This window comes from Lichenibacterium minor (assembly GCF_004137685.1).
Taxonomy (GTDB): domain Bacteria; phylum Pseudomonadota; class Alphaproteobacteria; order Rhizobiales; family Beijerinckiaceae; genus Lichenihabitans; species Lichenihabitans minor.
On the sequence record NZ_QYBB01000005.1, the window covers coordinates 115,649 to 127,783 of the forward strand.

The following is a 12,135-nucleotide window of genomic DNA, read 5'->3' on the forward strand; positions in this document are numbered from 1 at the left end:
GGCGGCCGCCGATCGGCCTACAGGAGGGGGCGCCGAGGAGACGGGACGACGATGGACACCGAGGACCTGTGGATCTTCGCCTACGGGTCGCTGATGTGGCGGCCGGACTTCGCCTATGCGGAGAGGGTCGGGGCGCGTCTCTACGGATATCATCGGGCCCTCTGCATCTATTCGCACCACCACCGCGGCACCACGGAGCGCCCCGGCCTGGTGCTCGGGCTCGACCGCGGCGGCTCCTGCGTCGGCCTGTGCTTCCGTATCGCGGCCGATGCGCGCGCCGCAACCCTGGATGCCGTCAGGGCCCGCGAGCTGATCTCGGGCGTCTATGCGGAGATTGCGGCGCCGGTGCGCCTCGCGGACGGCCGCAGGCTGGCGGCCCTCGCCTACGTGGCCCGGCGCGACCACGACCAATATGCCGGGGCGCTCGACACCGCCGAGGTGGCGCGTCTCGTGGCGCAGGGGCACGGGCAATACGGGCCCAACGTCGACTACGTGCGCAACACCCACGCGCACCTGGCCGAGATGGGTGTGCGCGATGCCAGGCTGGCCGCCGTGGTGGAGCGGCTGGGGTGAGGGGGAGGGGGCGGCCCGCGCCTTGAGGTCGCCGCCGCGGCGGCCTATCCTCGAAGCGGCCGATCGGAAACCGCCCATGCGCGCCCCCGCCCTCCTCGCCGTCGCGGCTGCCCTGCTGGGCGCCGGCCCGGCACGCTCCGCCGACATCGCCGTCGCGGCCTTCTCGGGGCCGACGCCCGTGATCACCATCCGCGGCGAGATCGCGGCCGGCGACGAGCTGAAGTTCACGCGCTTCGCCGCCGTGCTCGCCAGCGCGGTCGTCGAGCTCGACAGCACAGGGGGGCGCCTGGCTCCGGCGCTGACGATCGGCGACACCCTCGCCCGCAAGGGATTCTCGACCTACGTCGCGCCCCATGCCGTCTGCTCCTCGGCCTGCGGGCTGATCTGGCTCGCGGGCAAGCCCCGGGTGATGCAGGCCACGGCGGCGGTGGGCTTCCACGCCGCCTATGTTCCCGACGGGCAGGGCATCGACCGCGAGAACGGGCTCAGCAACGCGCTGATCGGCTCCTACATGGCGCGGCTCGACCTCGGCACCGACGCCGTCATGTTCGCCACCGCGGCGGGGCCGGGCGGCATGGCATGGATCACGCCCCGGGACGGGAGCCGCTACGGCATCCCCTTCGAAGTGGTGCAGGAGGACATCGCCAGCCTCAGGACGGCTGCGGCCCCGTCGCCCGCCGTGGCCGCCACGGATGCCGTGGGGTCGCTGAAATCCGCCGTGGCGGCGGTGCGGCGCGCCGAAACCGCGCCGCGCGTCCCTGCGCGAAGGTCCGTCGCGCCTTGAACCGCGAGACCGGCGAACGGGTGTCGCGAGGGGGCGGCCTCGTCGCTCAGTAGCCTGCGCGCGCCGGCAGGCTCGGCCTCCTGTCGGGGGCGGCGTCGAACTGCCCGCGCAGCGCCAGCACGGAGATGTCGACCGGGACCGCCGCCGTCGCGCGGTCGGACGTCCGGTCCACCAGGAACCCCGTCGCGATCACCAGCGGCATGCAGGCGAGGCCGGCCAGGAGGGCCGCGCTGATCGGGTTGTTCGACGGGCGAGGCGACGCGGCGTCGGGGGCGTTGACCGGCGGATCGTCGGCGCGCTGCATGGGAAATCCCGGCGGATGGGGCGCCGACGGCCGGCGCGTGCCGACCCTGGCCGATGCGCCGTTAACGGGCTCCGCCGAAGGACGCCCCATCGCGCGACGTGCTGAACGCCGCGTTGCTCCCTGCACGGAAAAGGCCCGGATCGCTCCGGGCCCCGCGGTCAGTTGTCGAGGAAGCTCCGGAGCTTCCGCGACCGCGACGGGTGCTTCAGCTTGCGAAGCGCCTTGGCCTCGATCTGCCGGATGCGCTCGCGCGTCACCGAGAACTGCTGGCCGACCTCTTCCAGCGTGTGGTCGGTGTTCATGCCGATGCCGAAGCGCATGCGCAGCACGCGTTCCTCACGCGGGGTCAGCGACGCGAGGACGCGCGTCGTGGTTTCCCGCAGGTTGCTCTGGATCGCGGCGTCGATCGGCAGGATCGCGTTCTTGTCCTCGATGAAGTCGCCGAGATGCGTGTCCTCCTCGTCGCCCACGGGGGTTTCGAGCGAGATCGGCTCCTTGGCGATCTTCAGGACCTTGCGCACCTTTTCCAGCGGCATGGCCAGCTTCTCGGCCAGCTCCTCCGGGGTCGGCTCGCGGCCGATCTCGTGCAGCATCTGCCGCGACGTGCGCACGATCTTGTTGATCGTCTCGATCATGTGGACCGGGATGCGGATGGTGCGGGCCTGGTCGGCGATCGAGCGCGTGATGGCCTGTCGGATCCACCAGGTCGCGTAGGTCGAAAACTTGTAGCCGCGGCGGTACTCGAACTTGTCGACCGCCTTCATCAGGCCGATGTTGCCCTCCTGGATGAGGTCCAGAAACTGCAGCCCGCGGTTGGTGTATTTCTTGGCGATGGAGATGACGAGGCGGAGGTTGGCTTCCACCATCTCCTTCTTGGCCTGGCGGGCTTCCCGCTCGCCCTTCTGGACGATGTGGACGATCTTGCGGAATTCGACGATCTCCAGCCCCGTCTCGGTGGACAGGACGTGGATGTCGCCCCGCAGGGCGTGGATGCCGTCCTTCTCGCGGGCGACGAATTCCTTCCAGCCACGGCTGCCGAGCTTCGACACCCGCAGTACCCATTTCGGGTCGAGCTCGGAGTTCTGATAGTTGCGCAGGAAGTCCTCGCGGCTCACGCCGCAGCTTTCGGCCAGCCGCAGCAGCTTGAGCTCGGTGCCGATCAGCTTCTTGTTGATGTCGTAAAGCTGCTCGACGAGGGCGTCGATGCGGTTCTGGTTCAGCGACAGGGATTTCACGTCGGCCACGACGGCCTTCTTGAGGTCCTTGTACTTGCGCTCCTGCGCGGGCGACAGCGTTTCGCCGCCGAGCCGGTTCTCGACGTTCTGGTCCTGGAGGCGGCGCAGCTTCTTGTAGGCATCGGCGATGCGGTCGAAGGTTTCGAGAACCTTCGGCTTCAGCTCCGTTTCCATGGCGGACAGCGACACGGAATTCTCCATGTCGTCCTCCTCCTCGAAGGCATCGTCGGGGATCGGCATGTCGCCGAGGCCCGGAGGCGGGTTGCGCGGCGCCGTGGCGGGCGCGGCCGCCGCGGCGGTGCGGGCCGCCAGGGCCTCCTGGGCGCCCGGTGCCGTCATGTCGATCTTGGGCGTGTTCTTGCCGTCGGGGCCCGCGTAGGTGGCCTCGAGGTCGATGATCTCGCGCAACAGCACCTTGGTGTCGTTGAGCTCGTCCCGCCAGATGATGATGGCCTGGAAGGTGAGGGGGGACTCGCAGAGCCCCGCGATCATGGCTTCGCGGCCCGCCTCGATGCGCTTGGCGATGGCGATCTCGCCTTCGCGCGACAGCAGCTCCACCGAACCCATCTCGCGCAGGTACATACGCACGGGGTCGTCGGTGCGGTCGGCCGGCTCGGAGGTGCGGGTCGCCACCGCGGTGGCGCGCGGCGCCTCGACGAGGTCGCCGCCCTCGGGGGCGTCCTCCTCTTCCTCCTCCTTGGCTTCCGCCTTCTCGGCGCCTTCCTCGGCTTCCTCGCTTTCGACGACCGAGATGCCCATCTCGGACAGCATGGCGTAGATGTCCTCGATCTGGTCGGAGGTGACCTCCTCGGAGGGCAGCACGGCGTTCAGCTCGTCGTGGGTCACGAAGCCGCGGCGCTTGGCGGCCTTGATCATGCGTTTGACGGCGGCGTCGGACAGATCGAGCAGGGGGCTGTCGGCGACCGGCTCGGCCACGGCGCCCTCGCCCTCGACCTTTTCGTTGTCCTTTTTCGCCATCGTCCGCTCCGACCGGCCACGCGCCCCGCTGGGCGTGCTCGCCTGAAACCCTGTGCTCATGCCCGACCCCGGCCTCGATCACGTGTCGCCGAGGACCATCCGCCAAGGCAGTAAATTACGATTTAACCATGATGCAGGAAAAGCGCCAGAAACCTCAATCCCCCGAAGCCCTGTGGCCGGAAAGGGTTCCATAGCCCTCGACCATCGCTTCCGTCCCCTCCAAGGTGGCCAAGTGAGCCTGAATGGCCTGGAGTTCCGCCCATCGCCCTTCCGAAGGCTCACGGGCGAGCGCGTCGCGTGCGTCCTGCAAGTCTCTATGTAGGTCCCGGGCCTTGCGGTGCAAGGCCATGGCCTGGAGCAAGCTCAGCTCGGCGTCCTCCGGGGCGGCGGCCGGCCCCGTCGACCACAGCGGCGCGCGCTCCGCCAGGGCCTGCACGCGGCGCCGGAGGTCGCCCGAACCGCGGAGGTCGAGGGCGGCCTTGAAGGTCTCGTGGTCGAGCACGTGCTCGGACAGGAGTTCCACCATGCGGTCCCTCAACGCCCCCAACTCCGGCGCTTCGAAGGCGAGCTCGCTCAAGCCCTCGGCGTGGTGGTCGAGCAGCGCGGGATGGTTCATCACGATGGTGAGGATCTCGAGCTCGCGCCGCTTGAAGCCGGGGCCCGCCGCCTCGGGCCCGCGCGCCAGGCCGGCGCTGAGCTGCGCCGGCGCGGAGCCGCGGTAGCCGCGCAGGGGAGGCGGGCTGCCGAAGCGTGGGCGGCCCGGGGGCGCGAAGGGCGAGGTGGGCCGCCCGCCGCCCGCCTGAGGCGCACGCCCGCCGCCCGGGCCGCCGCCCGGGTTGCCGCCGCGGCGCGGTCCGCCCGTCAGCGCGTCGAGCCGGCCGTAAAGCTCCTGCTGGTAGTAGCGCCGCAGCGTTTCGTCGCCGATCTGCTTGGCGAGTTCGCCGAGCCGATGCTTCAGCCCGGCCCGCCGTTCCGGCGTGTCGAGCGTGGTCGCCTCGGTTTCGCGGCTCCAAAGCACCTCGACCAGCGGCTTCGCGCCCGCCAGCACGGCCCCGATGGCGCCGCCGCCGCCGCTCTTGGCGAGGTCGTCGGGGTCCTGGCCGTCCGGCAGGAAGGCGAAGCGCAGCGTCTTCTCGGGCGTGATGGCCGGCAGCGCCGTGTCGAGCGCTTTCGCGGCCGCCCGGCGCCCGGCGCCATCGCCGTCGAAGCACAGGATCGGCTCCGGGCTCATGCGCCACAGCAGCTCGCATTGCTCGATGGTCAGCGCCGTGCCGAGCCCCGCCACCACGTTGGGGAAGCCCGCGGCATGCATGGCGATGACGTCGATGTAGCCTTCCACGGAGACCACCGCGCCGCGGTCCTGCGCGGCCTTGCGGGCGCGGTGGTGGTTGTAGAGCAGGTGGCCCTTGTGGAAGAGCGGCGTTTCGGGCGAGTTCAGGTATTTCGCCGGCACGTCCTTCTCCAGCGCCCGGCCGCCGAAGGCGATGACCCGGCCGGAGCGATCCTGGATGGGGAAGATCACTCGGTCGCGGAACTTGTCGTAGGGCACCGCGATGCCCTCGCCGTGGTTCAGCAGCCCCGCCTCGCACATCACCTCGACGGAGGCGCCCTTGCCGGCCAGGTGGTCGCGCAGCGCGTAGCGCTCCCCCGGCGCGTAGCCGAGCCGGAACTCGGCCTGGACGGCGGGCGCGATGGCGCGGGACGCCACGTAGTCGCGGCCGCGCCCGCCGTGCGAGCCCTTGAGCACCGCTTCGAAGAACTGGGCGGCCAGCTCCATCACCTCGACGAGCCCGGTGCGCTTCTTGTCTCGCTCGACGGATTCGGCTGTGGCCTTCGGCAGGTCGAGCCCGGCCTCGCCCGCCAACGCTTCGACGGCCTCGGGGAAGGACAGGCCGTCCGTCGCCATGACGAAATCGAAGATGTTGCCGTTGCGCCCGGAGGAGAAGTCGAACCACGCCATCTTGGCGTCGTTGACGTAGAAGGACGGCGTCTTCTCGGCGTTGAAGGGCGACAGGCCGCGCCACTCGCGCCCCTGCTTCTTCAGCCGCACCCGCCGCCCGACGACGTCGGACACGTTCACCCGGTTCTTGATCTCGTCGAGGAATTCCGGGGTGAAGCGCATGGAGTCGATATAGGGCCGCGTGGGAGGTGGGGAAACCGGCCGCCGCCCTATTCGGGTGCCGCCTCGCCGTCGCCCGATGCGGCGTCCGCGGCCGCGGGGTCGAAGGTGGACGCGTAGCTCTGCCCCGCTTCCGCCGCGTCCTGGCGCGGGCTCGCGGCTTCGGTCGGGCGGGGCGTCGCGCGGGCGAGGGCGGCCATCTCGGCGCGGCCGAGCTTCTCGTAGAAGGCGTTGCCGCCCGCCACCAGCAGGTAATGCATGTTGGTGTAGGGGAAGGTCAGCCCCGCCGTGTGGAAGAACATGGCGTTGGGCGGCAGCTGCGGGTGGCGCTCGCCGGACAGCACCTTGTCGGCCATGCGCGACGACAGCGCCGCTTCGCGCGGGTTCACCGGCCGGTCGAGCACGCCGGGCGCGAACTGGTTGCGCTGCCCCACCACCTCGCAGACGCTTTTCGGATATTTGGGGTTGTCGAGCCGGTTCATCACCGTCGTGCCCACGGCCAGCATGCCGTCGGGGCTGGAGCGGTTCGACTCGAAATACATCACGCGCGCCATGCAATCGTGGTCGGTGAGCTGCGAGCCCGCGCAGCCCGCCAGCAGGGGGAGCGCCGCCGCGAGGACCAGGGCCGGCCTGAGCGACGGGATGGACGGCATGGGACGGACCTCGGGCGGCGGGCGACCGCACGAGGAGTCCACAGGAAGCTTAACAGTTCGGACTGGATCGCGGAGCCGGGGTTTCTCCGCAGCCGCGGTCGGGTCCGTCCCGGTCGCGCTCGTGGCTCGTCACGAGCGGGAACGGCGGCAGCCAGGCTTCACGGCGCGCGGTCCAATTCTCGTAGGACGGCGTGAAGCGGTCGGGTTCATCGAACGAACCGAGGTGCACCTCGATCTCGCCCGGAACCCGCGCGAAGACGGACGAGCCGCAGGTCGGGCAGAAGTGCCGTCCCCTGAAGTCGCGGTGCTCGCCCTCGATCTCGACGCTGCCCTCGGGAAAGATGGCGGCCGCGTAGAACAGCGCCCCGTGATGCTTGCGGCAGTCGATGCAGTGGCAGAGACCGACACGGAGGGGCTGGCCCGAGGTTCGGAACCGGAGGTCGCCGCACAGGCATCCGCCAGTGAACGCGTCCATGCCGACCTCCCGCCGCGGGGCCGGAACGCCCGTCCCCGTTCAGAACCCCTCGGGCCGCCCCACGATCGTCGTCAGCAGAGGCCCCGAGCCCAGCATGCGGGCGCCGACGCGCTTGGCGTCGTCCAGCGTCACGGCCTCGATCATGCCGTTGCGCTCGTCGAGGTACGACACGTCGAAGCCTTCCGTCTGCAGGTTCACGAGCTGGCTCGCGATCTTCAGCGACGTGTCGAAGCGCAGCGCATAGGAGCCGGTGAGGAACTTCTTGGCCTTGTCGAGCTCGTCGGCCGTGGGGCCGTCGGTGGCGAGGTCGTGGATCTGCTCGGCGATGACGTCGAGCGACTCCTTCGCGCGCTCGTTCTTGGTCGAGGTGCCGCCGCCGAAGATCGACGTGCGGTCGAAGGTCGACAGGTGCGAATAGACCGAATAGGCGAGGCCGCGCTTCTCGCGCACTTCGCGGAACAGCCGGGCCGAGAACACGCCGCCGCCGAGGATGTGGTTCACCACCACGGCCGCCATGTGGTCCGGGTCGCGCCGCGGGATGCCTGGCAGGCCGAAGCGGATCGTCGATTGCGGGATGTCGAGGTCGATGATCTGCGGGGCGCCCCCGGCCGCCACCTCGACCGGGGCGACCGCCGCGAGCGCCCCGCCGAAAGCGAGGTCGCCGAAGGCGCGGTCGAGCATCTGGCCGAGCTTGGCGGCATCGATGGCGCCCACGGCCGCGATCTTGAGGTCGCGCCGCGACAGCGTGCGGCCGTACATGTCCACGAGGTCGGTGCGCGACACGCCGGCGAGCGACTCCGCCGTGCCCCGCACCGCTTGCCCGTAGGGGTGGCCCGGGAAGGCCGATTCACGCCAGCCGCGGCCGGCCAGCGAGTCGGGGTCCTTGGCTTCGCGGCGGAAGCTCGCGGTGATCTGGGCCCGCACGCGGTCCACCGCGTCGGCGTCGAAGCGCGGCGCGTTGACGGCGAGGCGCAGCAGGTCGACCGCTTCCTCGACGGAGCGGCTCAGCGTCTTCAGGCGGCCCGACACGGCGTCGCGGTCGGCGCCGAAGGAGATCTCGATGGCGCGGTCGTCGAGCGCGCGGTGGAAGCCCTCGGAATCGAGGTCGCCCGCGCCCTCGTCGAGAAGGCTCGCCATCATGGCGGACGTGCCGGCCTTGCCCTGGGGGTCCTGGGCGGCGCCGCCCTTGAAGGAGAAGTCGATGGCGACGAGCGGCACCGCATAGTCCTCGACCAGCCAGGCTTCGATGCCCCCCGGCGAGCGCACCTTCTGCACGGTGGCGGCGCGGGACACGGGCTTGATGGCGGTGATGGCGGTCATGGGAGGTCCGGGCGGGGCGTCGGAAACGGGAGCGGGCACGGGATGACCCGTGCCCGCCGGCAGGCGCGAGTGTCGGGTCAGGCGGCGGCGGCCTCGGGCGCCGGCACCAGGAAGCCCGTCACGGCGCGCTTCTTGTCGAGCCAGGCGGCGGCGACGTCGCGGACGTCCTCGGCCGTCACGGCGTCGATGCCGTCGGGCCAGCGCGCGACGTCCTCGGCGGTCAGGCCCGTCGTCAGGGCCGCGCCGTACCAGCGCGCCAGCGTGGCCTGGTTGTCCTGCGCGTAGACGGCATCGGCCACGAGCCGCGTCTTGGCGCGGGCGAGGTCGGCGGCGTCGGCCAGGGTGGTCGACACCGCCCGGACCACGGCGTCGATCCCCGCGTCGAGCTTTTCCAGCGACACGCCCTCGTTGGGCATGGCCCAAACGTAGAACCGCGTGTCGTCGAGCGACGTGCCCATGTAGTAGGCTCCGGCCGCGACGGCGATCTTCTCGTCCAGCACGAGCGCCTTGTAGAGCGTCGAGGTTTGGCCGCCGCCGAGGTGGTGGGCCATGACTTCGAGCGCCATCGCGTCCTTCCCGCCGGTGCGGTACGACGGCACGAGGTAGATGCGCTGCGCGCTCGGCTGCTCGACCTTGGGGTCGGCCAGCGTCACGAGCCGGTGCGCGTGCGGCGGCGGCTCCTGCGGGCGCACCCGCACCGGGGCTTCGCCCCGCGCCGGGATCTTGCCGTAGGTGTCCTCGGCCAAGCGCTTCACCTCGTCGAAATCGACGTCCCCGGCGACGATGAGGATCGCGTTCTCGGGCGTATAGAAGCGGTTGTAGTAGTTGAAGGCGTCGCGGCGATCGAGCGTCTCGATCTCGTGCTTCCAGCCGATGATCGGCTTGCCGTAGGGATGGCTCGGGAACAGCGACGCCTGCACGGCTTCGGACAGCTGCTGGGACGGGTCGGTGTCGGTCCGCATGCGGCGCTCCTCGAGCACCACGTCCCGCTCGGGATCCACCACCTCGTCCGACAGGACGAGCCCGGTCATGCGGTCGGCCTCGTAGCCCATCAGCGTGCCGAGGTGCTCCTTGGCGATGCGCTGGAAATAGGCCGTGTAGTCGTTGGACGTGAAGGCGTTCTCCTGCCCGCCGAGCTCCGCCACGGTTTCCGAGAACTTGCCCTGAGGATGCGTCGCCGTGCCCTTGAACATCAGGTGTTCCAGGAAATGCGCGATGCCCGACTTGCCCACCGGGTCGTCGGCCGAACCGTTGCGGTACCAAACCATGTGGGTGACCACGGGGGCGCGGTGGTCGGGGATGACCACGAGTTCGAGGCCGTTGTCGAGGCGGCCGGTGGTGATGTTCGGGCCGGTCGAGGCCGTGCCGTCGGCGGGCGCGCCGGTGAGACCCGAAGTCTGGTGACCCGAGGCGGAGGAAAGCGGAGCGACAGGAGACATGGGCCGGGGTCTGCGCGCTGGAGGAGGAGGCTGGGACCCGCCGAGCCATTCTCCCCCGCGGACCCGAGGCCCGCGTTCGACACGGGTTCTCGCGTCCAATGTGACAACTCTTGTCAGAATGTCCAGGCCCGCGGCGGGAGCGCCCCGGACCTTCGGCGGGGCGGGGACGTTTCCCAGGCCCGACCCCGGCACTCCACGAGGACCGCCATGGACATGCTTTCCCCCGCAGCCCGGAGCTGCGTCGAAACCTGCCTGACCTGCTACGCGACCTGCCTCGCCATGGCGTCGAACCACTGCCTGAAGGTCGGCGGCCCGCACGTCGAGCAAAACCACTTCCGCCTGATGTTGGCCTGCGCGGAAGTGTGCCGCACCCACGCCCACCTGATGCTCCTGGGGTCGCCGCACGCGAAGCACTTGGCCCCGGAATGCGCCGAGATCGCCACCAAATGCGCGGACAGCTGCGAAGCGGTCGGCGACATGGACGATTGCGTGAAGGCTTGCCGGGCCTGCGCGGCCTCCTGCGCGGCGATGGGCTGAGGGTCCGGGCTGAGCCCCTGCTCATTTTTTCGCATCCGGGCGTGAACGCTTCCGCGTCCGTCGCGTTGTCCAGGCAGAAGACATCAGGGAGCCCCGTCATGCGCAGCATCATCCTTTCCGTCGCCGCCCTGGCCCTGCTCGGCTCCGTCGGCACCGCGTCGGCGGGTTGCCTGGCGGGCGCCGCGGCGGGCGGCGTCGCCGGCCACGTGGCCGGCCACCACGGCCTGCTCGGCGCCGCCGCCGGCTGCGCGGTCGGCCACCACATGGCCAAGAAGAAGAAGTGATCCCGTCGGGCCGCTGAGGCCCGATCCGATCGACCGGAAGCCGTCCCGCGCGACCCGCGGGGCGGCTTTCGTCGTTCGGGGTCCTTCGGCCCGGCTCCCCGCCGATGACAGGCGCGGGCCGCCGTGCTAGCCGCGGTCATGCTCGAAGGCCTGCCCCCCAACGACGCGGCGCAACTGCTGCGGTTCACCTGCGACGAGGCGCGCGCCCGCGCCGCCGCCGATTTCGTGATGGAGGTCTTCGACCCCGCCGAAACGGCCGCCGCCTCCTTCGAGGACGAGGCCAGCGTCCTCGACCCCAGGCCCTGGATCGTCGAGATCTACTTCGGACGAGGCGTCGACGAGGCGCGGATCCGGGCGCTGATCGCCGACACCATGGGCGACGAGCTCGCCGCGACCGTGGTCACGGAGGAGATCGCCCAGCAGGACTGGGTGCAGCGCTCGCTGACCGGCTTGGCGCCGGTGCGGGCCGGCCGCTTCCTCGTCCATGGGCGGCACGACCGGGACGTCGTGCGGTCGAACGACCTGGCGCTGGAGATCGAGGCCGCGCTGGCCTTCGGCACCGGCCACCACGGCACGACGCGGGGCTGCCTGCTCGCGCTTGATGCCGTGCTGAAGCGCCGCCGGCCCCGCCGGGTCGTCGACCTCGGGACCGGGACGGGCGTGCTCGCCATGGCGGCCGCGCTGGCCCTGAAGACGGAAATCTACTGCGGCGACCTCGACGCCGTCGCGGTCGGGGCGGCGCGCAACAATGCCGTTCTGAACGGGGTGGCGCCCCACATCCGGCCCGTGGTGGCGGCAGGCCTGCAGCACCTCAAGCTGAAGCGGAACGCGCCCTACGACCTCATCCTGGCCAACATCCTGGCCCGGCCCCTGCGCATGCTGGCGCCGGCCATCTCCGCTCACGCGGCGCCGGGCGCGGATCTGATCCTGTCGGGCCTGCTGCCGCGCGACGTGCGCGGCATCCTGTCGAGCTACGGCATGCAGGGCTTCGCGCTGGTGCGCCGCGGCGAACTCGAGGGCTGGGCCACGCTGACGCTCCGGAAACGCCTCGCGGCCTGAGCCCGGAGGCGCCGCTGCTCACAGGCAGCGGCTGGCGCGACAACCCTCGTAGTAGGCGACCTCGGCCTGGTCGGACCAGCCGTCGATGTCCTGCAGCGGGCGGGACGGGCGACGGTCGGGTGCCGCGGCGGTCAGCGCGCGGCGGACGTGCTCGAACATGTCGGACAGCGGGGATCGCCCGCCGTTGGTGCCCAGATGGGCGAGTTTGGCGATGGTGCGCATGGTCTTCTTCTTGTCGGTGGGCGGGCGCCCGCGCCCATGGCGCCGGCTCCCACCCGCAAATCCGGGTGACCCCGCCCACCGATGAAGGTCGAGGCCACCCACGAAACCCATCGGGTTGGTGTGACCTCGAGATAAGCCGTCCGCCTCATATTG

General features: G+C 70.8%; 12 protein-coding genes and 1 pseudogene. 5 read left to right on the plus strand and 8 right to left on the minus strand.

Annotated elements, in window-relative coordinates; translation table 11 throughout:
• The first annotated feature begins 51 nt into the window (after window positions 1-51).
• A complete protein-coding gene (locus tag D3273_RS06815; protein WP_129224821.1) occupies window positions 52-573 on the plus strand; it encodes a gamma-glutamylcyclotransferase in 522 nt (173 codons plus the stop codon).
• Between the two features lie 76 nt (window positions 574-649).
• Window positions 650-1,357 (plus strand): hypothetical protein, encoded by a 708-nt coding sequence (locus tag D3273_RS06820; RefSeq protein WP_129224823.1) that lies wholly within the window; start codon window positions 650-652, stop codon window positions 1,355-1,357.
• Window positions 1,358-1,403: 46 nt separating this feature from the next.
• On the opposite strand, the gene D3273_RS06825 is transcribed toward D3273_RS06820, so the two are convergent.
• From D3273_RS06825 to D3273_RS06855, 7 genes and pseudogenes are all read right to left on the minus strand, one after another.
• Entirely contained in the window at window positions 1,404-1,661 is a 258-nt protein-coding gene (locus D3273_RS06825) for a hypothetical protein (protein WP_129224825.1), read from the minus strand.
• A 158-nt stretch (window positions 1,662-1,819) separates the two neighbouring features.
• The gene (rpoD, locus tag D3273_RS06830) at window positions 1,820-3,874 is read right to left on the minus strand and encodes an RNA polymerase sigma factor RpoD (protein ID WP_129224827.1); all 2,055 of its coding nucleotides are present in this window, start codon (window positions 3,872-3,874) and stop codon (window positions 1,820-1,822) included.
• A gap of 154 nt (window positions 3,875-4,028) precedes the next feature.
• Window positions 4,029-5,996: a DNA primase gene (gene dnaG / locus D3273_RS06835; RefSeq protein WP_129224829.1), complete on the minus strand. Its 1,968-nt coding sequence runs from the start codon at window positions 5,994-5,996 to the stop codon at window positions 4,029-4,031.
• Between the two features lie 203 nt (window positions 5,997-6,199).
• Window positions 6,200-6,616: pseudogene (locus D3273_RS06840) on the minus strand (cell wall hydrolase); the annotation flags it as partial.
• A gap of 79 nt (window positions 6,617-6,695) precedes the next feature.
• A complete protein-coding gene (locus D3273_RS06845) occupies window positions 6,696-7,121 on the minus strand; it encodes a GFA family protein (protein WP_129224831.1) in 426 nt (141 codons plus the stop codon).
• A gap of 39 nt (window positions 7,122-7,160) precedes the next feature.
• Window positions 7,161-8,441, minus strand: coding sequence for a M16 family metallopeptidase (locus tag D3273_RS06850; RefSeq protein ID WP_129224832.1), 1,281 nt, complete (start codon window positions 8,439-8,441; stop codon window positions 7,161-7,163).
• Between the two features lie 77 nt (window positions 8,442-8,518).
• A complete protein-coding gene (locus D3273_RS06855) occupies window positions 8,519-9,880 on the minus strand; it encodes a M16 family metallopeptidase (RefSeq protein ID WP_129224833.1) in 1,362 nt (453 codons plus the stop codon).
• A gap of 207 nt (window positions 9,881-10,087) precedes the next feature.
• Here D3273_RS06855 and D3273_RS06860 point away from each other — a divergent pair, with 207 nt between their 5' ends.
• The 3 genes from D3273_RS06860 to D3273_RS06870 all read left to right on the plus strand — a co-directional run bounded on the left by D3273_RS06860 (window position 10,088) and on the right by D3273_RS06870 (window position 11,760).
• Complete coding sequence (locus D3273_RS06860; protein WP_129224834.1) at window positions 10,088-10,417, plus strand: four-helix bundle copper-binding protein; 330 nt, start codon at window positions 10,088-10,090, stop codon at window positions 10,415-10,417.
• 98 nt (window positions 10,418-10,515) lie between these two features.
• Entirely contained in the window at window positions 10,516-10,701 is a 186-nt protein-coding gene (locus D3273_RS06865) for a hypothetical protein (protein ID WP_129224835.1), read from the plus strand.
• A 138-nt stretch (window positions 10,702-10,839) separates the two neighbouring features.
• Window positions 10,840-11,760, plus strand: a complete 921-nt coding sequence (locus D3273_RS06870) for a 50S ribosomal protein L11 methyltransferase (protein ID WP_129224974.1) — start codon at window positions 10,840-10,842, stop codon at window positions 11,758-11,760.
• An 18-nt stretch (window positions 11,761-11,778) separates the two neighbouring features.
• On the opposite strand, the gene D3273_RS06875 is transcribed toward D3273_RS06870, so the two are convergent.
• Window positions 11,779-11,982 (minus strand): hypothetical protein, encoded by a 204-nt coding sequence (locus D3273_RS06875; protein WP_129224836.1) that lies wholly within the window; start codon window positions 11,980-11,982, stop codon window positions 11,779-11,781.
• Window positions 11,983-12,135: the final 153 nt, after the last annotated feature.